This window comes from Roseateles sp. (assembly GCF_036486225.1).
Taxonomy (GTDB): Bacteria; Pseudomonadota; Gammaproteobacteria; order Burkholderiales; family Burkholderiaceae_C; genus Roseateles.
In genome coordinates this window covers 1-26293 of the sequence record NZ_DASVNZ010000180.1, presented here as the reverse complement: position 1 = coordinate 26293, position 26293 = coordinate 1, and the positions used below count along the sequence as shown (strand labels likewise).

23 protein-coding genes are annotated in these 26293 nt (G+C 69.6%); 9 read left to right on the top strand and 14 right to left on the bottom strand.

The annotated features are described in order from the left end of the window. The 3 genes from VF536_RS12720 to ileS all read left to right on the top strand — a co-directional run. Positions 1-303: response regulator (locus VF536_RS12720; RefSeq protein WP_331615219.1), on the top strand; the 303-nt coding region annotated here is incomplete at its 5' end. A gap of 49 nt (positions 304-352) precedes the next feature. Beyond that, on the top strand, positions 353-1429 hold the full coding sequence (locus VF536_RS12715; protein WP_331615218.1) for a bifunctional riboflavin kinase/FAD synthetase: 1077 nt from the start codon (positions 353-355) through the stop codon (positions 1427-1429). Between the two features lie 119 nt (positions 1430-1548). Beyond that, a complete protein-coding gene (ileS, locus tag VF536_RS12710) occupies positions 1549-4392 on the top strand; it encodes an isoleucine--tRNA ligase (protein ID WP_331615217.1) in 2844 nt (947 codons plus the stop codon). On the opposite strand, the gene VF536_RS12705 is transcribed toward ileS, so the two are convergent. The 6 genes from VF536_RS12705 to VF536_RS12680 all read right to left on the bottom strand — a co-directional run bounded on the left by VF536_RS12705 (position 4359) and on the right by VF536_RS12680 (position 11848). After that, a complete protein-coding gene (locus VF536_RS12705; protein WP_331615216.1) occupies positions 4359-6188 on the bottom strand; it encodes a hypothetical protein in 1830 nt (609 codons plus the stop codon). The two genes, ileS and VF536_RS12705, sit on opposite strands and share 34 nt — an antisense overlap. A gap of 51 nt (positions 6189-6239) precedes the next feature. Further along, positions 6240-7061: a hydroxypyruvate isomerase family protein gene (locus VF536_RS12700; protein ID WP_331615215.1), complete on the bottom strand. Its 822-nt coding sequence runs from the start codon at positions 7059-7061 to the stop codon at positions 6240-6242. A gap of 178 nt (positions 7062-7239) precedes the next feature. Beyond that, the gene (locus VF536_RS12695; RefSeq protein WP_414710359.1) at positions 7240-7401 is read right to left on the bottom strand and encodes a YbdD/YjiX family protein; all 162 of its coding nucleotides are present in this window, start codon (positions 7399-7401) and stop codon (positions 7240-7242) included. Between the two features lie 67 nt (positions 7402-7468). After that, complete coding sequence (locus tag VF536_RS12690; protein WP_331615213.1) at positions 7469-9547, bottom strand: carbon starvation CstA family protein; 2079 nt, start codon at positions 9545-9547, stop codon at positions 7469-7471. A 223-nt stretch (positions 9548-9770) separates the two neighbouring features. Continuing rightward, positions 9771-10433 carry a response regulator transcription factor gene (locus tag VF536_RS12685; RefSeq protein WP_331615212.1) on the bottom strand — a complete coding sequence of 221 codons (663 nt, stop codon included), beginning with the start codon at positions 10431-10433 and terminating at the stop codon, positions 9771-9773. After that, positions 10430-11848: a cache domain-containing protein gene (locus VF536_RS12680; protein WP_331615211.1), complete on the bottom strand. Its 1419-nt coding sequence runs from the start codon at positions 11846-11848 to the stop codon at positions 10430-10432. Before VF536_RS12680 ends, VF536_RS12685 begins: the two co-directional genes overlap by 4 nt. 92 nt (positions 11849-11940) lie before the next feature. Here VF536_RS12680 and lspA point away from each other — a divergent pair, with 92 nt between their 5' ends. Continuing rightward, a complete protein-coding gene (gene lspA / locus VF536_RS12675) occupies positions 11941-12438 on the top strand; it encodes a signal peptidase II (protein WP_099862258.1) in 498 nt (165 codons plus the stop codon). Between the two features lie 275 nt (positions 12439-12713). Then, the gene (locus tag VF536_RS12670; RefSeq protein WP_331615210.1) at positions 12714-14486 is read left to right on the top strand and encodes a hybrid sensor histidine kinase/response regulator; all 1773 of its coding nucleotides are present in this window, start codon (positions 12714-12716) and stop codon (positions 14484-14486) included. On the opposite strand, the gene VF536_RS12665 is transcribed toward VF536_RS12670, so the two are convergent. Beyond that, entirely contained in the window at positions 14466-15449 is a 984-nt protein-coding gene (locus VF536_RS12665) for a quinone oxidoreductase (RefSeq protein ID WP_331615209.1), read from the bottom strand. The genes VF536_RS12670 and VF536_RS12665 overlap by 21 nt on opposite strands. Positions 15450-15544: 95 nt before the next feature. Between VF536_RS12665 and VF536_RS12660 the strand changes: the two genes are divergently transcribed. Beyond that, a complete protein-coding gene (locus VF536_RS12660) occupies positions 15545-16462 on the top strand; it encodes a DMT family transporter (RefSeq protein WP_331615208.1) in 918 nt (305 codons plus the stop codon). Positions 16463-16504: 42 nt separating this feature from the next. Here VF536_RS12660 and VF536_RS12655 read toward each other — a convergent pair whose 3' ends face one another. Beyond that, complete coding sequence (locus VF536_RS12655; protein ID WP_331615207.1) at positions 16505-17293, bottom strand: SDR family NAD(P)-dependent oxidoreductase; 789 nt, start codon at positions 17291-17293, stop codon at positions 16505-16507. 108 nt (positions 17294-17401) lie between these two features. Further along, positions 17402-18337 carry a DMT family transporter gene (locus tag VF536_RS12650; RefSeq protein ID WP_331615206.1) on the bottom strand — a complete coding sequence of 312 codons (936 nt, stop codon included), beginning with the start codon at positions 18335-18337 and terminating at the stop codon, positions 17402-17404. A gap of 272 nt (positions 18338-18609) precedes the next feature. Between VF536_RS12650 and VF536_RS12645 the strand changes: the two genes are divergently transcribed. Next, positions 18610-19635, top strand: coding sequence for a GGDEF domain-containing protein (locus tag VF536_RS12645; RefSeq protein ID WP_331615205.1), 1026 nt, complete (start codon positions 18610-18612; stop codon positions 19633-19635). A 67-nt stretch (positions 19636-19702) separates the two neighbouring features. Further along, a complete protein-coding gene (locus VF536_RS12640) occupies positions 19703-21256 on the top strand; it encodes a sensor histidine kinase (protein WP_331615204.1) in 1554 nt (517 codons plus the stop codon). 96 nt (positions 21257-21352) lie between these two features. Here VF536_RS12640 and VF536_RS12635 read toward each other — a convergent pair whose 3' ends face one another. Together VF536_RS12635 and VF536_RS12630 are read right to left on the bottom strand one after the other, a co-directional pair. Continuing rightward, positions 21353-21574, bottom strand: a complete 222-nt coding sequence (locus tag VF536_RS12635) for a hypothetical protein (RefSeq protein WP_331615203.1) — start codon at positions 21572-21574, stop codon at positions 21353-21355. 132 nt (positions 21575-21706) lie between these two features. After that, positions 21707-22180 (bottom strand): hypothetical protein, encoded by a 474-nt coding sequence (locus VF536_RS12630; protein ID WP_331615202.1) that lies wholly within the window; start codon positions 22178-22180, stop codon positions 21707-21709. Positions 22181-22445: 265 nt separating this feature from the next. Between VF536_RS12630 and VF536_RS12625 the strand changes: the two genes are divergently transcribed. Then, positions 22446-23324, top strand: a complete 879-nt coding sequence (locus VF536_RS12625; protein ID WP_331615201.1) for a transglycosylase SLT domain-containing protein — start codon at positions 22446-22448, stop codon at positions 23322-23324. A 103-nt stretch (positions 23325-23427) separates the two neighbouring features. Here the strand turns inward: VF536_RS12625 and VF536_RS12620 are convergent, their stop codons facing one another. The 3 genes from VF536_RS12620 to VF536_RS12610 all read right to left on the bottom strand — a co-directional run. After that, on the bottom strand, positions 23428-25110 hold the full coding sequence (locus VF536_RS12620) for an MFS transporter (RefSeq protein ID WP_331615200.1): 1683 nt from the start codon (positions 25108-25110) through the stop codon (positions 23428-23430). A gap of 241 nt (positions 25111-25351) precedes the next feature. Next, positions 25352-25993, bottom strand: coding sequence for a 2-hydroxychromene-2-carboxylate isomerase (locus tag VF536_RS12615; RefSeq protein ID WP_331615199.1), 642 nt, complete (start codon positions 25991-25993; stop codon positions 25352-25354). Positions 25994-26091: 98 nt separating this feature from the next. Further along, the coding region (locus tag VF536_RS12610; RefSeq protein WP_331615198.1) for a DUF1289 domain-containing protein at positions 26092-26293 on the bottom strand (202 nt) is incomplete at its 5' end.

The following is a 26293-nucleotide window of genomic DNA, read 5'->3' as shown; positions in this document are numbered from 1 at the left end:
GAGCACGGCCGCGAGGCCTTGGAGCTGCTGCGCGCGCAGCGCTTCGACCTCGTGCTGATGGACTGCCACATGCCGGAGCTGGACGGCTACGCGGCCACGACCGCGTGGCGCCAGGAAGAGGCGCGCCGGCTGCTGCCGCGCACGCCGGTGGTCGCACTCACCGCCAGCACCGTCGACGACGACCGGGCCCGCTGCCTGGCCAGCGGCATGGACGGCCACCTGGTCAAGCCCTTCGAGATGGACGAGCTGCTGGACGTCGTCACGCAACACCTGCCCGCCCCGCCTGCCGCTGCGGCCGCCTGATCTCCGTGGTCGCGGCGCCGTCCCGCGCGGCGCCTGATAATCCCCGCCCATGCAGGTTTTCCGCGGCTTCCACCATCCCGGCATCGCGGCGCAGTGCGCGCTCACGATCGGCAACTTCGACGGCGTCCATCGCGGCCACCAGGCCATGCTGGCGCTGCTGCTGTCGGAGGCCCGCCACCGCGGCCTGCCGACCTGCGTGCTCACCTTCGAGCCGCACCCGCGCGACTTCTTCGCGCACAAGCTCGGCAAGCCCGAACTGGCCCCGGCGCGCATCGCCACGCTGCGCGACAAGCTCCAGGAGCTGGAACGCTGCGGCATCGACCAGGTCGTCGTGCTGCGCTTCGACGAGGCGCTGGCCTCGCTGCCGGCGCAGGACTTCATCCAGCGGGTGCTGGTGGACGGCCTGGGCACGAAGTACGTGCTCGTCGGCGACGACTTCCGCTTCGGCGCCAAGCGCCAGGGCGACTATGCGACGCTGGACGCCGCCGGACAGCGCCTGGGCTTCGACGTCGCGCGGATGATGAGCTACGAGGTGCACGGGCTGCGGGTCTCGAGCTCGGCCGTGCGCGAGGCGCTGGCCGCCGGCGACATGGCCGGCGCGGCGCGGCTGCTGGGGCGGCCGTACGCGATCTCGGGGCATGTGATCCACGGTCAGAAGCTGGGACGGCAACTGGCCGAGACCACGCCCGGCAAAGGCGACGGCTTCCGGACGCTGAACCTGAAGTTCGACCACGACAAGCCGGCCGCGCATGGGATCTTCGCGGTGCGCGTCCACGGTCTCGATGGTCTCGAGGGCCAGGATCGCGGCGTTGGCGGGATCGTGCTCGACGGCGTCGCTTCGCTGGGCGTGCGCCCGACCGTCGAGGACGCCGGCCGCGTGCTGCTGGAGGTCCACGCGCTGGACTGGCCCGCGGCCTTGGCCGCCCGCCTGGGCCCGGGCGAGGCCTACGGTAAACTCGTGCGCGTGGAACTCCTGCACAAACTGCGTGACGAAGCCCGTTTCGACGGCCTGGACGCCCTGACCGCCGCGATCCGCGAGGACGTCCACCAGGCACGCGCGTACTTCGCCGAACCGGCGACCACCCACGCCGCCGTCCGCCGCCAGACCACCCGCGACCGAATTTGACGGGCTGAGCCCCCGATCGCTCAGCCGGCGCGCGGGCTGCCTCTCCTGCTTCCCGCCCAGCGCCACCTCTCTTCTCTCGCGGCCTCCTCCTCCGGCCGCCTCCTTCGATTGCCGCCGCCATGACCGACGACTCCAAGTCCGACTACCGTTCGACGCTCAACCTGCCCGACACCCCGTTCCCGATGCGCGGCGACCTGCCCAAGCGCGAGCCGGGCTGGGTCCAGGAATGGGAAGACCAGGGCATCTACCAGCGCCTGCGCGTCGCGCGCCAGGGCAAGCCGAAGTTCGTGCTGCACGACGGCCCGCCGTATGCCAACGGCCAGATCCACATGGGTCACGCGGTCAACAAGATCCTGAAGGACATGATCGTCAAGGCGCGCCAGCTCGAGGGCTTCGACGCCGCCTACATCCCGGGCTGGGACTGCCACGGCCTGCCGATCGAGAACCAGATCGAGAAGACCTTCGGCCGCGGCCTGCCGCGCGACGAGGTGCAGGCCAAGAGCCGCGCCTACGCCGGCGAGCAGATCGACCAGCAGCGCAGCGACTTCAAGCGCCTGGGCGTGCTGGGCGACTGGGACCATCCGTACCGGACCATGGACTTCAAGAACGAGGCGGGCGAGCTGCGCGTGCTGAAGCGCTTGTTCGAGCGCGGCTTCGTCTATCGCGGCCTGAAGCCGGTGTACTGGTGCTTCGACTGCGGCTCCTCGCTGGCCGAGTTCGAGATCGAGTACGCCGACAAGGACTCCCCGGCCGTCGACGTGGCTTTCCTGAGCGCGGAGCCGGAGAAGCTGGCCACGGCCTTCGGCGTGCCGAAGCTGGACAAGGAGGCGTTCACCGTCATCTGGACGACGACGCCCTGGACCATCCCCGCCAACCAGGCGCTGAACCTGAATCCGGAGCTGCCGTACGCGCTGGTCGATACCGAGCGCGGCTACTTCGTCGTGGCCGAGGCGCTGGTCGAGAAGTGTCTGGCCCGCTGGGGCATCGAGGGCAAGGCCGTGGCGGTCACGCCGGGCAAGTCGCTCGAACTGCTGAAGTTCAAGCACCCGCTCGCGCACGTGCATCCGGGCTTCGACCGCGAGAGCCCCGTCTATCTGGCCGACTACGCCACCGCCGACGACGGCACCGGCGTGGTCCACTCGGCGCCGGCCTACGGCGTGGACGACTTCAACTCGTGCATCGCGCACGGCCTGGCGTTCAAGGACATCCTGAACCCGGTGCAGGGCAACGGCGTCTACGAAGCCGAGCTGCCGCTGTTCGGCGGCCAGCACATCTGGAAGGCCAACCCGGTCATCGCCGCGGCGCTGCAGGACGCCGGCCGCCTGATGGCGCACAGCAAGATCCGCCACAGCTACCCGCACTGCTGGCGCCACAAGTCGCCGGTGATCTACCGCGCGGCGGCGCAGTGGTTCGTCCGCATGGATGAAGGCGACGGCGTGTTCACCGTCGACAAGGCCGACAAGACCCTGCGCCAGCTGGCGCTGGACGCGATCGAGCAGACCAGCTTCTATCCCGAGAACGGCAGGACGCGCCTGCACGACATGATCGCCGGCCGGCCCGACTGGTGCATCTCGCGCCAGCGCAGCTGGGGCGTGCCGCTGCCGATCTTCCTGCACAAGGACAGCGGCCAGCCGCATCCGAAGACGCTGGAGTTCATCGAGCGCGCCGCGCAGCTGGTCGAGGCCGGCGGCATCGAGGCCTGGTCCAAGCTCGACCCGGCGGAATGGCTGGGCGCGGAAGCGGAGCAGTACTCGAAGGGCCAGGACATCCTGGACGTGTGGTTCGACTCGGGCTCCACCTTCCAGCATGTGCTCAAGGGCTCGCACGCCGGCGCGGCGCACGAGACCGGCCCGGAGGCCGACCTCTACCTCGAAGGCCATGACCAGCATCGCGGCTGGTTCCACTCGTCGCTGCTGATCTCCTGCGCGATCAACGGCCGCGCGCCCTACCGCGGACTGCTGACCCACGGCTTCACCGTGGACAGCAAGGGCCGCAAGATGAGCAAGTCGCTGGGCAACGGCGTCGACCCGCAGGAAACGAGCAAGAAGCTGGGCGCCGAGATCATCCGGCTGTGGGTGGCGGCCTCCGACTATTCGGGCGACATCGCCGGCGACGAGAAGATCCTGGCGCGCGTCGTGGACGGCTACCGCCGCATCCGCAACACGTTGCGCTTCCTGCTGGCCAACACCTCGGACTTCGACGCGGCGACGGACGCCGTGCCGCTGGACCAGTTGCTGGAAGCCGACCGCTACGCGCTCGCCCGCGCCGCGCAGTTCCAGGAGGAGATCCTGGCGCACTACCAGCGCTACGAGTTCCACCCGGTCGTGGCCAAGCTGCAGGTGTACTGCTCGGAGGACCTGGGCGCGTTCTACCTGGACGTGCTGAAGGACCGCCTGTACACGAGCGCGCCGAAGTCGGCCGCGCGCCGCTCGGCGCAGACGGCGCTGTGGCACATCACGAATGCGATGCTGCGCTGGATGGCGCCGTTCCTGAGCTTCACCGCCGAGGAGGCGTGGAAGGTCTTCGCGGGCAAGCAGGCCGGCGACACGATCTTCACCGAGACCTACTGGTCGGTCGGTGTCGCGCACGACGACGGTCTCATCGCGAAGTGGAACCGCATCCACGAGATCCGCGACGCGGTGAACAAGGCGATCGAGGAAGTCCGCACGACCGGCGCGATCGGCTCGTCGCTGCAGGCCGAGGTGGCGCTGGGCGTGAACGCCGAGGACCTCGCGCTGCTGCAGAGCCTGGGCGACGACCTCAAGTTCGTGCTGATCACGTCCGCGGCGAGCGTGACGCTGGCCGGCGAGCTGAGCATCACGGTGACGCCGTCGACCCACCAGAAGTGCGAGCGCTGCTGGCACTACCGCGCGGACGTCGGCGTCAATCCGGCGCACCCGACGATCTGCGGCCGTTGCGAGAGCAATCTCTACGGCGAGGGCGAGGCGCGAGCCATCGCCTGATCAGGGGCCGCCCCGGCGGCCGCGTCGAGCGTGTCCAGATCGACGTCGAGCTCGATCAGCTGATGGAAGTTGCGATCCATCCAGTCGTTCGCCTGGAGGGTCACCTGGCCGCGGTGGAGGCCGGCAGGCAGGTGGGGGTTGTCCTCGCGGTGGAACCCCACCGTCACCGGCCCCGCTGATCGATGCTGGCAGGTGATGGCGTCCTCCATGCGCGTCATCCGTCCGCCCCCGCAGAGGGGATCGCGCCGCGCCCGCAGCACGATCTCCCGCTCCTGGCCGCTCACGGCATCGCGCACCGTCACCAGGATCCTGCTGGGGAGGTCACTGCCGTTCCACAGGCCGGCCACCGGCCCCCGCGCCCGCTCCTGCGCGGGCACGGTGTAATAGACCGCGCCGTAAGCAGCGTGCCCGGCCAGGTTGGGAGAGGCGTAGGTCGCCGTAGTGGAGACCTGACCCCGCAGCAGATGCCGGATGTCGAGACGCAAGGTCAGGCGCTCCTGGCGGGAGACATCCAACCCGGCCACCACGTTCACGTCGAAGCGGCCGGTGTATGCACCAGGTTTCAAGCCGGGGTTGTCCTCCGTTCGGAACGCCACCTTCAATCGATTGATCTGAGAGCCGGGGCACGACATCGCATCCTCGATGGGCAACACCCGGCATCCGGCATCGCGATGGGCTCGAAGCCGGACCTTGGCGGTCGCGCCGGTGCGGGTCTCCTTCACTGCCACGGTGATCATGCTGAAGCCCGTGGCGCCCGACCATCTGCTATCGGCCGGTCCTTCGACGCCCAACTGCGACGGAACAAGGAAGTGGACCCTCTGTCCCGACGGGTCGCCGACATGGTTCCGGGAAACGAAGGGGGCGGAGGCTGTCACCGACATGCGTTCGGACTGCAGCACGGCGCCCGGGAAGATGCCGTCGATCCATGCGGCATAACGAGACACCTGGGGCGCCATGGACAGCCACGTCCAAGGAGAGGACCTTTTCGGTAGACGACCGTTCCCGCCGGCAGTCACCGCCGACACCTGCCAGTCCCCCTGCCGGACTCGCCACCAGGCAGATCCGCTGTCGCCGCGATCGATGCCTGCCGAGAAGCTTCGACCATCCAGGGGCTGAAACGGGCTGTACACGCCGCGTTCTTCGTCGAAGAAGGCGGAGATGGTCGATTCGCCACTCATTCGCGGGTCCTCGCCGTCCCGATGGATGTACGTTTCCCCCACGCCTCTGGCGCCGTAACCGATGAAGTGAACGACCTCCCCGATCTGCAGATCGTCTTCGGCAAGCACCGGCGGCGGCAGTGGCGCTCCGAACCAGTCCGTCGGCGTGGATCGGCGGGGCAGCCTCACCACGGCGATGTCATCGAAGAATGCAAAGAACCTGGGGGGCAACCGGTCACCCTCCACCTTGGGCGGCTTGACGGCCCATCCTTCCCCGGCAGCGATCACCCGGCCCTTCGCGTCAAGGAAGGTCAGGCGGTTGCGTGTTGCGTGGCCATGGGTCGACTGGACACAGTGCGACGCCGTCAGGAAGAACGAGTGCGGTCCCTGCTCGCCCAGCCAGGTCGCCGTGCAACCGCCCAGCCGGCCGACGGCAAGAAACTGGGGCGCCAGGCTGAACGCCCGCAGTTGCCTCGCGACCCCAGGGAAAGTCGCTTCCTTCGCGGCAAGATCGCCGCCGAGTTCCTTGAATCTTGCTTCGCTGATCACCACCGAATGCGCGGGAAACGAGACAGCGGACAGGCCGACGGCAAGACCGCACAACAGGGGCCCTGCGAGACCTTTTCGAACATCAACCAACGCGACTCCTCGCTTGACATGGAGTCGCTCAGTGGGCTTCGACAACAGTTGTCATCCGAAGCCGCCCGGCACCGTCTGTATCCAGCCGAGACCGGCACTGGTGCCTTCCGGTACCGCACCGCGCCGGGGCCGATATTCGCAACCGATCCAGCCGTCCCAGCCGGTCCCTGCGGCGATCTCATCGATGGCGGTCAACGCGCTCCGCCAGTCGAGCGTGCCTTCGTCCGGCTCATGCCGGTCCGGCACGCCCGCGATCTGGAAGTGCCCGACGCGGCCCGTGGGCAGGTACCGGCGCAGTTGCACGACCGCATCGCCCTCCACGCGCGCGCAGTGGTACAGGTCCATCTGCACCTGCAGGTTCACCGCGCCGATGCGTTCGACGATCGCATGCGCCTCGTCCTGCCGCTGCAGCAGGTAGCCGGGCATGTCGTGCGGATTGATCGGTTCGATCATCAAGGCGATGCCGGCTCGCGCGGCCTGGTCCGCCGCCCATTGCAGACGCTCCTCGTAGCGCGCGATCGCCGCGTCGCGGTCGCTGCCGGCAGGCATCAGGCCTGCGAGCACGTGCACGCGCGGCGATGCCACCGCCGTGGCGTAGGCGAGCGCGCGCTCGATGGATTCGCGGAAGTCCCCTTCCCTGCCTTCGACGCAGGCCAGGCCTCGCGCCCCCGCCGCCCAGTCCCCCGGCGGGGCGTTGATCAGCACGATGCTCAGACCGAGCGTCGTGGCACGCGCCCGCACTTCGGAAGCCGGAACGTCGTAAGGGAACAGACATTCCACGCCAGCGAACCCGTCCCGGGCCGCGGCGTCGAAGCGATCGAGGAAAGGCAGCTCCTGGTACAGGAAGCTGAGGTTGGCGGCGAAGCGAGGCATGCCCTAGTGTCACCGAGCCACGGCGCAAGGTCGCCCGGGGCCGGCGGAGCGGCCTCGACGGGGCGCCAACTCGCGCCGCTCACCTCCGGTTCGCTCCGCTCGAACAGACGGCGCCCCAAGTCAGGCGGGGCACGCCCACGCCGCCGGCCCCGGGCGACCTTGCGCCGTTCGTGGAGGATCAGCAGCAGCGGCCGGTGCGCGAGCTGTACCGCGCCTCCTGCCGCTCCCGGAAGAAGGCCTCGTAGCTCAGCGGTTCCTGGTCGGGATGCGTGCGGCCCATGTGCGCCAGATAGGCGCCGTAGTCCGCGCCGATCAGTTGCTGGCGCACGCCGCGCGCCATGTAGCGACCGGCCTGCAGCACGTCCGAAGCCGCCGACAGCGCAGCCTGGGCCGCCTCTGCCGCCTGCTTAAGCATGACCGCCCGCCGTCGCGCCTTCGGGCATGCGCTCGAACGGCGTCTCGCTCACCGACGGCTTGCGCTCGGCGCGCGCCTTCAGCACGGCCTTCACGCTGTACACGAGCACGCTCACGACCACGAACATGAACAGCGCGCACAGGCCCGCGTCCAGCCGGTCGTTGAAGATCACGCGCTCCATCGCCTCCAGGCTCTTGGCCGGGGCCAGCACCTTGCCCGCCGCCAGCGAGTCCGCGTACTTCGCGGCATGCGCCAGGAAGCCCACCTTCGGATCGTCGCTGAAGATCTTCAACCAGCCCGCCGTCATCGTGCAGATCAGCAGCCAGGCCGCCGGCAGGATGGTCGTCCAGGCATAGCGGTCCTTCTTCATCTTGAACAGCACCACGGTGCCCAGCAGCAGCGCCACCGCGGCCAGCATCTGGTTGGCGATGCCGAACAGCGGCCACAGCGTGTTGATGCCGCCCAGCGGATCCACCACGCCCTGGTACAGGAAGTAGCCCCACGCCGCCACGCACAAACCGGTGGCGATCAGGTTGGCCGGCAGCGACTCGGTGCGCTTCAGGGCCGGCACGAAGGTGCCCAGCAGGTCCTGCAGCATGAAGCGGCCGGCGCGCGTGCCGGCGTCCACGGCGGTCAGGATGAACAGCGCCTCGAACAGGATCGCGAAGTGGTACCAGAAGGCCATCATCGCCTTGCCGCCCACCACCTGATGCAGGATGTGGGCCATGCCCACCGCCAGCGTCGGCGCGCCGCCGGCGCGCGCGAGGATGGTGTTCTCGCCGACGTCCTTGGCCGTCTGCACCAGCATCTCCGGCGTGATCACGAAGCCCCAGGTGGACAGCGTCGCGGCCACCGCATCGGGGGTCGATCCCACCAGCGCGGCCGGGCTGTTCATCGCGAAGTAGACGCCCGGCTCGATGCACGAGGCGGCCACCAGCGCCATCACCGCGACGAAGGATTCGGCCAGCATGCCGCCGTAGCCGATGAAGCGCGCGTTGACCTCGTTGTCCAGCATCTTGGGCGTGGTGCCCGAGCTGATCAGCGCATGGAAGCCCGACACCGCGCCGCAGGCGATGGTGATGAACAGGAAGGGGAACAGGTTGCCCGACCAGACCGGTCCGTTGCCGGCCGCGAACTGGGTGAACGACGGCATCTGCATCGGCGGGGCGACGATCACGATGCCGATGGCCAGCGCGATGATGGTGCCGATCTTCAGGAAGGTCGACAGGTAGTCGCGCGGCGCCAGCAGCAGCCACACCGGGATGCTGGCGGCGACGAAGCCGTAGCCGATCAGCATCCACGTCAGCGCCTTGCCGTCGTAGGTGAACAGCGGCGCCCACGCGGGGCTCTCATGCACCCACTGGCCGCCGACGATGGCCAGCATCAGCAGCACGAAGCCGATGATGGACACCTCGCCGATGCGGCCCGGGCGGATGAATCTGAGGTACACGCCCATGAACAGCGCGACCGGGATGGTCGCCGCCACGGTGAAGGTACCCCAGGGCGAGCCGGCCAGCGCCTTCACGACGATCAGCGCCAGCACCGCCAGGATGATGATCATGATCATGAACGCGCCGAACAGCGCGATCACGCCGGGCACCGTGCCCATCTCCTGCTTGACGAGATCGCCCAGCGAGCGGCCGTCGCGGCGCGTCGAGATGAACAGCACGATGAAGTCCTGCACCGCGCCGGCGAAGATCACGCCGGCCAGGATCCAGAGCAGGCCCGGCAGGTAACCCATCTGCGCGGCGAGCACCGGGCCCACCAGCGGGCCGGCGCCGGCGATGGCGGCGAAGTGGTGGCCGTACAGCACGTACTTGTGGGTCGGGACGAAGTCCAGGCCGTCGTTGTGCTTCCAGGCCGGGGTCTTGCGGGTGGGGTCCAGGCCCAGGACCTTGGTGGCCAGGAACAGGCTGTAGTAGCGGTAGCCGATCAGGTACACGCAGATCGCCGCGACGACGACCCACAGCGCGCTGACCGCTTCGCCGTTCGCCAGCGCGACGGTGGCCAGGGCGAAGGCCCCGAGGATGGCCACGCCCGCCCAGGCGAGGTGGCGACTCATGTTCGACATCGATGTCTCCTTTTATGGTCGCGCGCCCCGGCCGCCACGAAGGACGACGGCGCACGCGGGCTGTCTAGCGGCGGCAGTTTCCGTTCCTGTGCGGTTTCGCACATCCGTCGCGGGGACTAGCCGACCGGCGTAGGAGCGCTTAAGTGGAAACCCTCAGCACTGTCCGCATGACAGCCTGGAGGAATGCCTTGCAAGGCGCCCGCGACCACGGGGCGCTCCGCCCTCAGACGTCGTCGCGATGGAGACCGCGGGCATGCTCGACCGCATAGCGGATCAGCTCCGCCTGGCCTTCGAGCTCGAGCTTGCGCTTGATGTTCTGGCGGTGCGTCTCGACGGTCCTCACGGACAGGTCGAGCGTCCTGGCGATCTGCTTGCTCGATTCGCCGCGGGCGAGCGCGGAGAGGATCTCGCTCTCGCGCGGCGAGAGGATGGGCCGCGGCTGCTGGCTGCGGAACATGCGCTTGGAGACGCCGGGGCTGAGGAAGGTTCCGCCGGCCGCGACCGCGTCGATCGCCGCGACGATCTCGGCCGCCGGCGCATCCTTGAGCACGTAGCCGCGGGCGCCGGCCTGCAGCGCGCGCTGCACGTACTCGGGGTTGTCGTACATGCTGTACATCAGCACGCGCAGGTCGGGCACCCGCTCCAGCATGGTCTGCGCCAGCTGGATGCCGTTGTGCCCCTTCAGGCCGACGTCCAGCAGCACCACCTGCGGCTGCGTGGCGATCAGCATCATCATCGCCTCCTCCGCGTTGCCGGCCTCGCCGACGACGAGGTAGCGCGCCTCGCCCTGCAACCGCGAGCGAACGCCCTCGCGCACCAGCGGATGGTCGTCGACCAGCAGGATGCGCACGGGCCCGGCCGCGCCGGAGGAAGGATCGGAACTCATGGCACGGGATTGTCGCGCGCCAGGCGCCGGACCGCCGACGCCGGCACGAGGGCCTCCACCTGCGTGCCGTGGCCCGGGCTGGACTGCAGGTCCAGCGCGCCGCCGACCGAAGCCATCCGCTCGCGCATGTTGCGCAGGCCGATGCCGTGGCTCGGGTCGTCGCGTTCGGCGTCCGCGGGGTCGAACCCCGCGCCGTCGTCGAGCACGCGCAGCAGCACCGCGCCGGCGTCGCCGCGGGCTTCTTCCGGCGCGAATTCGAGCGACATCTCCACGCGCGCCGCACCCGCGTGCTTGGCGACGTTGGTCAAGGCCTCCTGCGCGACGCGGAACAGCACCGTGTTGAGCAGCTCCGGCAGCTCGCGCGGCGCGCCGGCCACCCGCATGGCCACCGACACCGCGCCGGCCTCGTCGAACTCGCGCGCCAGGTGTTCCAGCGCCGCCGGCAGGCCCAGCGTGTCGAGCAGCGCCGGACGCAGCCGATGGGACAGCCCGCGCACCTCGCTCAGGCTGGCGTTGAGCCGGTCCAGCGCGCGCGGCAGCAAGGCGGTCGAACCCGCCTGCTGCGCCGATTCGATCAACAGCTTGGTCGACACCAGCGTCTGGCTCACGCCGTCGTGCAGCTCGCGCGACAGGTGCGCGCGTTCGTCCTCCTGCGATCGCACCACCTGGTGGGCCAGCGCGCGCAGCCGGGCCTCGGACTGACGGTGCTCGCTGAGGTTGAGCGCCAGCGCGCTGGCGCTGATCAAGGCCACCCCGAACACCGCGATCGCCGCGATGCCCCACATCGTGCGCGCGATGTTGGCCTGGGCCTCGCGGTCGAGCTGCTCCAGCGTCGCGCGGATGCCGTCGAGGTACAGGCCCGTGCCGAGCATCCAGTTCCAGCGCTCCATCGCGACGACGTAGCCCAGCTTGGGCGCCATCTCGCCGCTGGAGGGCTTGCGCCAGAGGTACTCGACATAACCGCCGCCGGCCCTGGCCTGTTCGACCAGTTGCTGGATCGTGGGCCGGCCCAGCGGATCGCGCAGCTCCCAGAGATCGCGACCGAGCAGTTCCGGCTGGCGCGAGTGCATCAGCACCTTGCCCTGCAGGTCGTAGACGAAGAAGTAGCCGTCCTCGCCGTAGTCCAGCGAGGACAGCAGCCGCAGCGCCTCGCGCTTGTCGCGCTCGACGTCGGCCACGCTGCGCCGGGCGGCCGCGCCCGGCGAACGCTCGTACAGCGGCTGCAGCGTGCTGACGGCCAGTTCGACGTAGTGGCGCAGCTCGTCGCGGCGCGCGTCCATGTAGGCGCGCTGCACGGCGGCGTGCTCGCGGGCCAGCAGCTCGCGCTCCTGCTGGCGCACCGCCACCGCGATCAGCAGCAGCGACGCGACCAGCGGCAGCAGCGCCAGCAACAGGATCTTCAGGCGCAGTCTCATCGGGTCCTCATCGGGCCCGAACTGTAGCCGCACGGCGCCGGCGCCATGGGCGCTACAGTTGCGGGTTCCGCGCTTCCCTCCGTGCAGCATCCATGGCCACCAAGTCCCCGTCCTCGTCGAACAACCGCCTGATCCAGTGGCTGGCCATCGCCCTGCTGGTCATCGTGGCCGATCAGTTCACCAAGGTCCTGATCCTGCACAGCTTCCAGTACGGGGACAGCCACTACGTGCTGCCCTTCTTCAACCTGGTGCGGGTCCACAACACCGGCGCGGCGTTCAGCTTCCTGGCGGGCGCGTCGGGCTGGCAACGCTGGTTCTTCGTCGGGCTCGGCGTCGCGGCGACGATCTTCATCATCTGGATGCTGCGCCGCCACGGCCACCAGACGCAGTTCGCCTGGGCGCTCAGCCTGATCCTGGGCGGCGCGGTGGGCAACATCGTCGACCGGCTGCTGCACGGCTACGTCGTCGACTTCATCCAGCTGCACTGGGCCGGCTGGTACTACCCGTCCTTCAACATCGCCGACAGCGCCATCACCGTCGGCGCCGTCCTGCTGATCTGGGACGAACTGCGCCGCGTCAAGCGCGGCTGAGCACGGCGGCGCGCGGGAGCGCGTCCGTCACCCCACGCCTGCCATGCCCTCGGACCGAGGGTTCCCCCGGAGAAAAGAGGCTGGCGCTCGCACGCCCGTCTGCGTAGCCTTGTGCGGAAGAGGGAGGCCGTCACGCGGGCGCGCAGGGGTTCGGCACGCCTGGGCCTTCGACGTGACGAAGTGGACATCGCCACCATGGACATGACACGGCCCACGGCGACAATCCGCTGCGACCAAACGTAACCAAGAACAGGGCCGACAAGGGCCTCGCTCCCATGCTCGACTTCTCCTGCCTGACCCACTATGACTGGCTCGATGTGCCCATGTGGGTCTACGACCAGGAGCGTCAGCGCAACCTCTGGGCCAATGCCGCCGCGCTGGGTTTCTGGCGTGCGGACAGCGCCGAGGAATTCCTCTCCCGCGACCTCAGCGACATGAGCCCCTCGGTGGCCGAACGGCTGGCGGTGACCGCCGCCGACCACACGCAGGGCAAGCTGGTCCGCGAGCAGTGGACGCTTTATCCGAAGGGCCAGCCAACGACGGTGATGCTGGTCTCCCGCGGCATCCGCACGCCCGACAAGCGCCAGGTGATGCTGTTCGCCGCGGACTCGCTGGTCAGCGGCGTCGACAAGAGCCTGCTGCGCGGCGTCGAGGCGCTGCAGCACACCTCCGTGCGGATCGCCGTGTTCTCGCTGCGCGACGGCAGCACGCTGATGCGCAACCCGGCCGCGGCGATGTGCTTCAACGGCCTGCGCAAGACCATCGGCGCGACCGACTTCAGCGCGATCTTCCCGGAACCCGAGCTGGCGCGCCGCATCGTCGCGCAGGTGCGCGGCGGCCAGACCTTCGGCGCCGAGCTCGAGATCAACACCGCCAACGGCCGACGCTGGCACGCCGTCGATGCGCGCCCGATGCGCGACCCGGTCAGCGGCGAGGTCGTGCTGCAGCTCAACGCGCGCGACATCGGCGACTTCAAGGCCACGCAGGCGCAGCTCGAGGCCGCGCGCGAAGCCGCCGAGGCGGCCAGCCAGGCCAAGAGTTCCTTCCTGGCCAACATGAGCCACGAGATCCGCACCCCGATGAACGGCGTGCTGGGCCTGACCGAACTGGTCCTGCAGACCGAGCTCAATGAACGCCAGCGCAAGTTCATCGAGCTCGCGCACAGTTCGGCCAAGGGGCTGATGGTCATCATCAACGACCTGCTGGACATCGCCAAGATCGAGGCCGGCCGCGTGATCATCGACCAGGCGCCGTTCAGCCTGCACGACTGCCTGCGCGAGGCGCTGCACCCGCTGCTGCTGCAGGCGCACGAGAAGGGTCTGCAACTGCACGCGCGCGTGCAGCCCGGCGTGCCGCAGCATCTGCTGGGCGACGCGCTGCGGCTGCGCCAGATCATGGTGAACCTGGTCGGCAACGCGCTGAAGTTCACCGAGAAGGGCGAGGTCCGCGTCGACATCCAGCGCGTGGACGCAGGCGACGGCGACGAGCCGGTCCATGCGGGTCCGCTGCGCCTGCGCATCGCGGTGCACGACACCGGCATCGGCATGACGCGCGAGCAGATCGCGCAGATCTTCAGCCCGTTCACGCAGGCCGACGGCAGCATCACGCGCCGCTACGGCGGCACCGGCCTGGGACTGACCATCGTGAAGCGCCTGGTGGAGCTGATGGGCGGCGAGGTGCAGGTGGAGAGCCAGCCCGGCGCCGGCTCCTGCTTCAGCTTCGAGATCAAGGTGTCGCAGCCGCTGGTGCTGGACGAGGTGTTGCGCACCGAGACCGTGGACGTCGACGTCCACGAGACGACGGCCGGATCGCTCGACGGCGAGCCGGCCACCGACTTCGGCGCGGACACCGTGCCCGCCGGCCTCGACGAGCTGCCGGCACCGCGCCGCATCGTCACGGACGCGGACGCGCCGGACGCCCGCGAACCCCGCCACGACGCGCGGATCGACGACAGCGCCAACGACGCGCTGCTGGACGCGGAGACGGTGGCGGCCGATCTGGATCCGCCGCTCGCCGCCTCCGCCGGTTCAAACCAGCAGCACGCCTGAGCCCGTCGTGGTGCGGGCTTCCAGCTCGCGATGGGCGCGCTGGACCTCGTCGAACGGATAACGCTGTTCGACCTCGATCTTCACCGCGCCGCTTTCCACCGCCTGGAACAGGGCGCCCGAGATCTCCTGCGTCGCCTCCAGCGACGAGAGGTGCACGAACAGCGAGGGCCGCGTCAGGTAGAGCCCCGACGCGGACAACGCCTTGAGCGACACCGGCGGCACCACGCCGGACGCGTTGCCGAAGCTGACCATCAGGCCGAACGGCCGCAGGCTCGCGAGCGAGCCTTCCCAGGTCGACGCGCCGACCGAGTCGTAGACGACCTTCACGCCCTTGCCGCCGGTGATCTCCTTGACGCGATCGGCGACGTTCTCGGTCGAATAGTTGATCGCGAACTCGGCGCCGTGGTCCAGCGCGAGCCGGCATTTCGCGTCGCTGCCGGCGGTGCCGATCAACCTCAGCCCGAGCGCCTTCGCCCACTGGCACGCGATCAGGCCGACGCCGCCGGCCGCCGCGTGGAAGAGCACGTGGTCGCCGGGCTGCAGTCCGCCCTGCGGCAGCGTGCGCTGCAGCAGGTACTGCACCGTCATGCCCTTGAGCATCATCGAGGCGCCCTGCTCGAAGCTCAGGAAGTCCGGCAGCTTCACAACGCACTTCGCGGGCATCACACGCGCGGTCGCGTAGGCGCCGATCGGCTGGCTCGCGTAGGCGGCGCGGTCGCCGGGCTTGAGGTGGGTCACGCCCTCGCCCACCGCCTCGACGACGCCGGCGCCCTCCATGCCGATGCCGGTGGGCAGCGGCAGCGGATAGACGCCGCTGCGGTGGTAGATGTCGATGTAGTTGAGGCCGCAGGCCGCGTGGCGGATGCGGATCTCGCCGGGGCCCGGGTCGCCGACCTCGACGGTTGCTATCGTCAGGACCTCCGGTCCGCCGGGTTGCGAGATGCGCACGGCTCTGTCGCTCATCAGGGTTCTCCTCATGGGGGTGTGTCGCTCGCGCGTCGCCCGACGCGTCGATCGGGGCTATCGTGCCAGTCTCGCGATTCCGGCGCACCGTCGCAATGATGTTGACCCCACGCCTGGCCCTGATGCTGACGCTGCCGCCGCTGCTGTGGGCGGGCAACGCGGTCGTCGGGCGTTCGGTCGTGCCGCTGGTGTCGCCGCTGCTGCTCAACGCGACGCGCTGGACGCTGGCCTTCGCGCTGCTGGTGCTGATCGCGCGTCCCGCGCGGGCGCTGCTGCAAGACCTGACCCCGCTGCGCGCGCGCTGGGGTTACTTCGCGCTGACCGGCGTGCTCGGCATGGGCTGCTACAACGCGCTGCAATACCAGGCGCTGCACAGCTCCACGGCGCTCAACGTGACCTTGATCGCCGCGAGCCTGCCCGTGTGGATGCTGGCCGTCGGCGCCCTGCTCTACCGCGTGTGGCCGACGCGCCGCCAGCTCGCCGGCGCCGCGCTGTCTCTGGCCGGCGTGGCGCTGGTGATCTCGCGCGGCCACCTCGAACGGCTGGCGCAGGTGGCGTTCGTCGCGGGCGACCTGATGATGCTGCTGGCCGTCCTGAGCTGGGCCTTCTACAGCTGGCTCCTGGCGCGACCGCCCGCGCACATGCAGGGCGAGCGCCGGCCCGACTGGGACTGGTCCGCGCTGCTGATGGCGCAGATGCTGTTCGGTGTCGCCTTCGGCTGGGCCTCGGCGGGCGTGGAGCAGGCGGTCGGCGTGCCGCCGGTGCAATGGGGTTGGCCGCTGGCGGCGGCGCTCGTCTATGTGGCGATCGGGCCGTCGCTGATCGCGTACCGCTGCTGGGGACTGGGCGTCGCCCAGGCGGGGCCGACGCTGGCCGCCTTCTTCGGCAACCTCACGCCGGTCTTCGCGGCGCTGATGTCGGCCGCGCTGCTGGGCGAATGGCCGGCGTGGTTCCACGGCGCGGCCTTCGCGCTGATCGCGGCGGGGATCCTGGTGTCCTCGGCCAAGCGCTGACGATTCGGCTGAGGTTTCGGCTGAGGATCCCCGCTCGCCCGGTCAGAACGTGCCCGGGTACGACCCGCCGTCCAGCAGGATGTTCTGCCCGGTCAGATAACCCGCGTGGGACGAGCACATCAGCGCGCAGATGGCGCCGAACTCCGCCGCGCTGCCGAAGCGCTGCGCCGGGATCGCCGACATGCGCTTGGCGCGCACGTCGTCGACCGGCTGGCCCGACTTCTGCGCGCCGGCGGCCATCGTCTTCTGCAGGCGTTCGGTGTCGAAGGCGCCGGGCAGCAGGTTGTTGATCGTCACGTTGCGGCCGGCGATGCGCGACTGGCGCGCGATGCCGGCGACGAAGCCGGTCAGGCCCGAGCGGGCGCCGTTGGACAGGCCCAGCACGTCGATCGGCGCCTTCACCGCGCCCGAGGTGATGTTGACGATGCGGCCGAAACCGCGATCCGACATCTGATCCACCGTCGCCTTGATCAGCGCGATCGGCGTGAGCATGTTGGCTTCCAGCGCGGCGAGCCACTGCTCGCGTTCCCAGTCGCGGAAGTCGCCGGGCGGCGGACCGCCGGCGTTGTTGATCAGGATGTCCACCTGGGGCGCGGCGGCCAGCGCGGCGGCGCGGCCGGCCTCGGTGGTGATGTCGCCGGCCACGGCCACGACCTGCACCGCCGGGTTGATCGCGCGCAGCTTTGCGGCCTGCGCCTGCAGGGCTTCCTCGCCGCGCGCGGTGATCACCACGTTGACGCCTTCAGCCGCCAGCGCCTCGGCGCAGCCCGCGCCCAGGCCCTTCGAGGCCGCGCACACCAGGGCCCACTTGCCCGTCAGTCCCAAGTCCATGTCGATCTCCGTTCTTGATTGCAAGAGGGCTTGCGCACTGCCACCGCCGCTGGCCCTCACCCCTGCCCTCTCCCGCAAGCGGGAGAGGGAGAAAGAGGCGTCGACGCGTCAGCGACGTTGGCGTGCGAGCAGCCACACGCCGCCCAGCACCAGCACCGTGCCCGCGACGACCCAGCCGGTCAGCGGCTCGTCGAGGATCAGCACGCCCATCAGTATCGTGGACATGGGACCGACCATGCCGGTCTGCGCGGCGATACCCGCCCCCATGCGCTCGATCGCCATCATGACCATCAGCACCGGCGCGAAGGTGCAGGCCAGCGCGTTGAGCACCGACAGCCACCACACCGCCGGCGCGAGATCCGCGAGCCCCGACACCGGCCGCAACAGCAGGAACTGCGCAATGCAGAAGCCGCACGCGACCGACGTCGCCAGCCCGGTGAGCCGCATGGCGCCCAGGCGCCTGACCCATTCGCCGCTGTAGACGAGGTACAGCGCGTAGGCCACCGCGCTGCCGAAGACCAGCCCGCCGCCCAGCCACACGTTGGCGCCGGCGACCTGCAGTTCATGGCCGAAGACCAGCAGCACGCCGGCGTAGCTGACGGCCAGCGCACCCGCCTGGCGCAGCGTCACGCGGCGTCCGAACATCGCCCACGAGAGCATCAGCACGAGGGTCGGATTGAGGTACAGGAGGAGGCGTTCGAAGCTGGCGCTGACGTAGGCCAGGCCGGCGAAGTCCAGGAAGCTGGCAAGGTAGTAGCCGCTGAAGCCCAGGCCCAGCACGGCGAGCTTCTCGCGTCCGGTCAGCGCCGGCTTGCCGCGGCCGGCCCACCAGGCCAGCAGCAGGAACAAAGGCAGCGCGAGCAGCATGCGCAGCATCAGCAGCGTGACGGCGTCGACGCCGTGGCGATAGGCGAGCTTGACGATGATCGCCTTGCCGGAGAACCCGATCGCGCCGCCGACGGCCAGCAGCAGCCCGCTGAGCGGCGCGCGCGCCGAGGCCGGATCGGTGGGGGCGACCGGCGTCGCGGAGGGGGAACTGCTCATGCGGTCGATTCTAGGAATCGACGCGCACGACGCATTCGCGAAGGGGCAATGCAAGCTTGCCGCCCTTGTCCCTTCCCCTGTCCCATCCCGCGTGAATAGTTGCGTCCCTCATCCCCAATGTGCGGCAGCGCCCTCAAGACCTGGCACCAGGACGCCGAAGTCCGGAGGCGCCAGCCGCCTCGAAGCGGCCGGTGGTAGTGGGGAAAAGGAAACGACAAGGGACCGCGCGTCGACGGACGTGACAGGTTCCGGACCTGCGAGGGACCCTGCCGATGAGATATACCGAGAGCATCGCTGCGAGCGCCCAGGCGCTGCGCACCGCCTTGCCGTTGATGTCCAGACAGCGCGCCGCGCTGCATCCGGTCACGTACGCCGTCTGGTACGAGCACGTGACCGCGATGAACGGCGCGCTCAGCCGCGAGCTGATGGGGCTGACCCAGGACGGCGGCACGCTGGACGAGCCGCAGACCTGGGCGCTGTACCGCAAGCACATCGCCGAGCTCGACGAACAGATGGCCGTCACCCTGGCGCAGGACGTCGGCGACGTGCTGCGCGGCGTGTCCGACTGCACCGACCAGGCGGGCCAGCAGGTGCAGCAGTACGCCCGGGCGCTGCAGGGCTGGGAACGCTCATTGCGCGACGCGGCGCCGGGCCAGCACGTCCAGGTGCTGGCCGCCGCGCTGCAGGGCACGCAGGACATGGGCCACGCGGTCCACGGCCTGATGGCCAAGCTGGAGGCGAGCCGCCAGGAAGTCGCCTCGCTGCGGCAGGAGGTCCACCGCGCCCGCAGCGAAGCGCTGCTGGACCCGCTGACCGGCTTGAGCAACCGGCGCGGCTTCGACCGGGCGCTGGCCGACTGCCTGCAGAGCCCCGACGCGGGGACGCCGACGGCGCCATGCCTGCTGCTGGGCGACATCGACGATTTCCCGGCGCTGCGCGAACGCCTCGGCGAGGCGCGCCTGAACGACACGCTGCAGCAGGTCGCCAACGCCGTGCGCAGCATCGCGCAGAGCCACCACGTGGCCGCGCGCATCGAGGACGACGAGTTCGCGCTGCTCATTCCCGGCGCCGGCCTGCACGAGGCCTACACCCTGGCCGAACAGCTGCGCCACGGCGTCGGTCAGCTGCAGGCGGACGCCGACCGGCGCCTGAGCCTGTCGGTGGGCGTCACGCAGCTCGGCCAGGGCGAGAGCGCGCGCGACTTCATCGGCCGCGCCGACCAGGCGCTACAGGCGTCCCGCGCCCACGGCCGCAACCGCGTGACCGTGCTGGCAGCGGATGAGCGTTTCGCCGCATGAGGCCGTCACCGTCGCCCCGCATAATCCGTCGTCACAAGGGATGGACAGAGGGACGGACGTGGCCCTGATGAAGACTTCTCTGCGCAGCGCCGTGATCCTGGCGCTGCTGGCGGGCCTGGCCCTGCCGACCGGCGGCGTGCTGCTGTACGAGCAGCAGTTGAGCCGCCGCGTCGTGATGGAGGACCTCCAGCGCGACCTGTCGCGCGTCTCGGAAGTGCTGGCGCTGTCGCTGGCGGAGCCGATCTGGCAGGTCTCGCCCGACCTGGCCGAACCGATGGTCAAGGCGCAGGTCGACGATCCGCGCTTCGTTTCCGTCGTGGTGACGGAGAACGCCGCGCAGCAGGCCTTCGTCGAATTCCATCGCGGCACGCCCGACGACGCGATGACGCTCAGCGAGACGCGTTCCGTGCTGCGCGACGGACGCGAGATCGCCAAGCTCACCGTCGTCATGAGCGCCGAGCCACTGATGGCGCGCAAGCGCGACGACCTCTGGAACGCGCTGTGGCGCAGCCTGCTGACGTTGACGGTGTCGCTGGGCCTGATCCTCATCGTGATGCAGCGCCGCGTGCTGCGGCCCATGGCCCGCCTGTCCGAGGCCGCCGACGAACTCGCGTCCGGCCAGCTCGACCAGCCGCTGGCCTTCGGCGGCGAGGACGAGATCGCCCGCGTCGGCAAGGCGATGGAGCGCATGCGGCTGGCGCTGCTGAAGGCCTTCGACGACCTGCGCGGCCACGCCAGCACGCTCGAGGACCAGGTGGCGCAGCGCACGGTGCAGCTGACCGAATCCAACGCCGAACTCACGCAGGCCCTGGCCAACCTCAAGACCGCGCAGCGCGAGCTGGTCGAATCGGAGAAGCTGGCCTCGCTCGGCCGGCTGGTCGCTGGCGTCGCGCACGAGCTCAACACGCCGCTGGGCAACGCGCTGACGGTGGTGTCGGCGCTGGAGGACCGTTGGGTCAAGCTCGACCGCATGCTCACCGACAACACGCCGATGCGGCGCAGCCAGCTCGAGGAGCTCGCCAAGGACACGCGGCGCGGCCAGGACATCCTGCACCGCAACGTGCAGAAGGCGGCCGACCTCGTGCGGGACTTCAAGCAGGTCGCCATCGACCAGACCAGCGACACGCGGCGCGACTTCGAGCTGGCGCAGGTGGTCGAGGACGTGCTCGTGATGGTCGAGCCCAGCTTCAAGCACACGCCCTTCCGCATCGTCACCGACCTGCAGCCGGACCTGCGCATGAGCAGCTATCCCGGCGCGCTCGGCCAGGTCCTCACCAACCTGCTGATGAACACGCTGGTCCACGCCTTCGAGGGCGAGGCGCAGGGCGAGGTGCGGGTCAGCTGCCACCGGCTCGACGCGACGCAGGTGGAGCTGAGCGTCGACGACAACGGCCACGGGATGGATGCGTCGATCGTGCGGCGGATCTTCGATCCCTTCTTCACGACCAAGCTCGGCAAGGGCGGATCGGGCCTGGGCATGCACATCGTGCACAACATCGTGACCAACGTGCTGGGCGGTCAGATCGAGGTCATCTCGCGCCCGGGCGAAGGCACCTGGATGATGATGCGCCTGCCGGTCGACGCGCCGCTGCGCGCCGCTAGCGAGGACCGGATCGGTTGACCGGTCCCCGGTCCCCATTTTCCGGTCCCCATTCTCCGGTTCCACGCGACGCGTCCCGCGTCGCGCAGGGGCTCACCGGAGAGGACGTTCAGACGTTTACTGCGAAGCGCCCGATGCGGCCACGGAAGCCGCTTCGGCCGGCAGCGCCGCGGAGGCCGCCGCCAAGGCCGCCGAAGCCGCATCGCTCGCGGCCTGATCCGCGTGACCACCGGTCACGTCGTGTTTCTCGCCCGTCAGGTCGATGTTGCCGCCGCTCTTCATCAGCACGAACAGCGCGATGGCGGCGAAGACGATGAATCCAACGACGATTTTCCACATGGTTCCGAGATCCTCTTGAGGTTGCCGGTCGCGACAGACTGACCGGGTCGGAGGCCATTGTGGGAAGCCAGCCTGACAGCAGGCTGAGCGCCGCCGGTATCCAGACGTGAATCCAGCGTGATGCGGTGCGGCTCAGCCGATCTGCTCGATCGCATAAGCGATCGCGCGCCAGGTCGGGTCGCTGCTGGTGGACAGCACGCGCTCGACCAGCGGACGCCACGCGTGCTGGCCGCCCGCCAGGCGGTCGACCATCGCGAACACGAGTGTCCCCGCGTCGGCCTCGCCGGAATGCTGCTCGCCCGCCAGCTCCGCACGGCCCACCGACGCGTCGCCGCCCAGCAGCGCGCCGACCGCCATCAACACCCTGACCGCGCGTTCGTCGCCCAGGTCCCGCGCCAGCGCGGCCCCGATGGGCGCGGCCTCGTCGTGACGGCCGATGCGGCACGCCAGCAGCAGGCAAGCCGACAGGATGCGCCGCCCCGACCAGGCGGCCTCCGGCGCGGGCAGCACGGACGGGAAGCCGCCGCCGCTGCCCGACATGGGATCGAACGGGGCGGTGCTGTCGAAGGAAGGCGGGGACTGCAGGTACATGGTGGAGGTGCTCACGGTGGCCGCTGGGAACGAGCCTTGCATGCGACCCGCCCGCCCGGAACGCGCTCCGCGAAGCATTGCGTGTCGATGCGAAGCGGCACGGTGGACGCCGATCTCATCGGAGTGGCCGCGATGTGGCCGCGATGTGGCCGCGATCTCTTCGCGATGTCTTCGCGATGTCTTCGGGGATCGGGACGCTGCTTCGGGTCCGGCCGGCAGCGCGCACGCGAGTGCGCAAGATGGCTTTCTTGTCGTCAGCAACCCCTGAAGGAGACCTGCCATGTCCGTGAGCTTCCAGACCCAACCGCTCGGAGGCCTGGGTGGCCTGGGCGGCCTCGATTCCCTCGGCCAGGCGGGAGGCCTCCAGGGCCTGTCGCAGGCGCCGGGCGGCGCCGCCGAGATCCAGGCCAAACTGACCGAGGTGATCCTCCAGATCCTCAACCTCCTGATCAACGAGCTCATGAAGGCGCTGCAACAGCAGCAGCAAGGCGCGCAGGGTGGAGGCGGCGGCGGTGGCGGCGGTGGGCCCTCGGGCGCTTCCGGCGCGGGCGCTCCGCAAGGCGTGGGCGGTCCTCAAGGCGCATCGGGCGCCGGCGGCCCGCAAGGCGCATCCAACCCCTACCAGCCGAACAACGCCTACCAGGCCCAGCAACCGACCTATGCGCCGCCCGTGTCGAACGCCGGCTCGCCGTCGGACGTGGGCGACGTCTCCTCGGCCAGCGGCGGCAAGGGCCCCGCGGGTATGCCCGCGGAACTGTGGAAGGACTGCCAGGAGGCCGGCAGGAAGACCGGTGTCGATCCCTACATCCTGGCCGCGCAGATGGAGAAGGAAAGCCAGTTCGGCAAGGGCCTGAACGGCAGCCCCAGCGCGGGCGACGGCCTGATGCAGGTCGAGCCCGGCACCCGCCAGGCCTACGCCGGCAAGTTCCAGGAAAAGATGGGCCACGCCTACGACCACAACGATCCGAAGGACCAGGTCGCCATGGCCGGCGTGATCCTCGCGGATAAGGGCGGCGACGCCACCAACATGCTGCAGAAGTACAACGGCGGCGACAACTGGGCGCCGGGCGCGACCGACTCCTACGGCCGCGAGATCAAGGCCGCGGAATACGCGTCCTCCGTGCTAGCGAAGGCGCAGCAGATGAAGGCCGCCGGCTGACGGCGGGACCGAGGCGCGCAAAGGAACAAGGGCGGCCGAGAGGCCGCCCTTGTCGTTGGCGGCATCAGCGCCGGAGCACCGATGCCATCGTGCCTTCGCTCGCTCAGTCGCGGGCGTAGATGTCCACGTCCTTGGTTTCGCGCACGAACAGCAGGCCGATCACCAGGGTGATGGCGGCGATGCCGATCGGGTACCAGAGGCCGTGATAGATGTTGCCGTTCTGCGCCACCATCGCGAAGCTGATCGACGGCAGCAGACCGCCGAACCAGCCGTTGCCGATGTGGTACGGCAGGCTCATCGAGGTGTAGCGGATCCGCGTCGGGAACAGCTCCACCAGCATCGCGGCGATCGGGCCGTAGACCATGGTCACGTACAGCACCAGCACCGCGAGGATCGCGATCACCAGCGGCGTGTTGACCTTGGCCGGATCGGCCTTGGCCGGGTAGCCCGCCGCCTTCATCGCATCGCCCAGGTCCTTCTTGAACGCGGCGATCTTCTTCGCGCTGTCCTCGTCGAACTTGTGGCCGCCGGCGGTCAGCGTGGCGCTCGGCGCCTCGATGACCTTGTCACCGATCTTCAGCGTACCGGAACCGGCCGCGCCGGGCAGCGTCTCGTAGTTCGCCGCGGCTTGCGCCAGGGCGCGCTTGGCGATGTCGCAAGGCGTCACGAAGTCCACGTCGCGCGCGATCGGGCTGCCCTGGAAGGAGCATTGCGCCGGATCGGTCGTCAGCGTGATCTGCGCGGTCGCCTGGGCCTTGGCGAGGTCCGGGTTGGCCGCGTTGGTCAACGCCTTGAACAGCGGGAAGTAGGTCAGGATCGCCAGCAGCAGGCCCGCCATGATGATGGGCTTGCGGCCGATCTTGTCGGACAGCGTGCCGAACACGACGAAGAACGGCGTGCCGATCAGCAGCGCGACGGCCACCATGATGTTGGCCGCGGCCGGGTCGACCTTGACCACGCTCTGCAGGAAGAACAGCGCGTAGAACTGGCCCGTGTACCAGACCACGCCCTGGCCGGCCACCAGGCCGAACAGCGCCAGCAGCACGACCTTCAGGTTCTTCCACTGGCCGAAGGACTCGGACAGCGGCGCCTTGGAGGTCTTGCCCTCGGACTTCATCTTCTGGAAGGCGGGCGACTCGTTCATCGACAGCCGGATCCACACGCTGATGGCCAGCAGCAGGATGGACACGATGAACGGGATGCGCCAGCCCCAGGCCGCGAAGGTCGCCTCGCCGAGCGCCGTGCGGGTGCCCAGGATGACGATCAGCGACAGGAACAGGCCCAGCGTCGCCGTGGTCTGGATCCACGAGGTGTACGCGCCGCGCTTGCCGTGCGGGGCGTGCTCGGCGACGTAGGTCGCGGCACCGCCGTATTCACCGCCCAGTGCCAGGCCTTGCAGCAGGCGCAGGCCGACCAGGATCACCGCCGCGGCGGGACCGATGGTGTCGTAGGTGGGCAGCACGCCGACGATGAAGGTCGACAGGCCCATGATCAGGATGGTCACCAGGAAGGTGTACTTGCGGCCGATCATGTCGCCCAGACGGCCGAACACCAGCGCGCCGAACGGACGCACGATGAAGCCCGCCGCGAACGCCATCAGCGACGCGATGAATTGGGCGGTCGGATCGAGACCGGTGAAGAACTGCTTGCCGATGATCGCGGCGAGCGAGCCGTACAGGTAGAAGTCGTACCACTCGAACACCGTGCCCAGCGAAGAGGCGAAGATGACCTTCTTCTCTTCGGCCGTCATCGGCGCATTGGTGGTCACTGCGCTTGCAGTTGCCATGGGATTGTCTCCTCGGGATTCCCAGAGCCATCGACCGATGGCCCTTGGGGGGCGACTATCCGAGCGCGCTCTGACCCGTTTCTGACGACTTGCTTGCCTCTGGCTGACAAACCCGGGTGCAACCCTCGCTTCGTATTTCTCGATGCGGAATTTCGGGATCTTTGCGCCGCAGCAGAGGGTATGTCCCTACGGCGACATTCGAGGAAAAACGCCCCTCGCCGCCTCTGGCGAGCCCTCGCGCTCAGCCGCGCTGCACGCCTACCGGCAAGGTCCTCGCGAGGTCCCACGCGGGACCGTCGAACCACGCGTCGCCGTCGAGGTAGCCGGTGAGCATGTCGATCGCGTCGAGTCCCCAGAAGAGCTTGTCATCGACGGCCATCGTGGGCACGCCGAAGACGCCGCGCGCGACGGCGGCATCGGTGGCCTCGCGCAGCGCGGTCTTGACCTCGGCGGAGGCCGGGTCGCGCATCGGCGCCAGGTCCGCCGCCAGTTCCGCGAGCCGCTGCGGATCGGCCGCGTCGAGCCCGCCGCGCCAGATGTGGTGGAAGACGCGCTCGACCGCATAACGGCCCGGCGTCTGGCCTGCGGGCGCCGTGGCCCACAGCAGGCGCAGCAGCGGCAGCGGGTTGAATGGATGCGCCGCCGGCAGATCCAGCGGCACGCCGAGCCGATGGCCGAGCCACGACACCTGGCGGTAGGTCCAGTCGCGCTTGCCCGGGATCTCCGCGGGGCCCTTGTTGTCGAGCGACTTCAGCACCGCGCCGAAGAGCACGGGCACGTAGCGGACCGCGATGCTGCGACCGGCCAGCGCCTCGGGCAGCCGCTCGAAGGCGAGCGCGGCGTAAGGCGAGATCGGGTCGAAGTAGAAATCGATCGTGCGCATGATCAGGCGCCTCCTGGTCGCGTCGCTGGCTGAAGGCCCCCTCTCCCGCAGGGCGGGAGAGGGAGGGGTGAGGGTGGGGACGTGGCCGTACGCCGCCGTCAATCGCGCGGCGGCGCCGTCGCGAGGGCGCCGTGCGATGCCAGCAACGCGCGCCGCTCGGGCAGCAGGTTGAGCAGCCGGATCCGCGACTCGTCGTCGGACTTGCTCCATCCGGCGATCTCGGGGATGGTGCGTGCGCAGCCGCGGCACAGCGCGGTGGGCTCGTGCATCTTGCAGATGTTGATGCAGGGCGAGGCGACA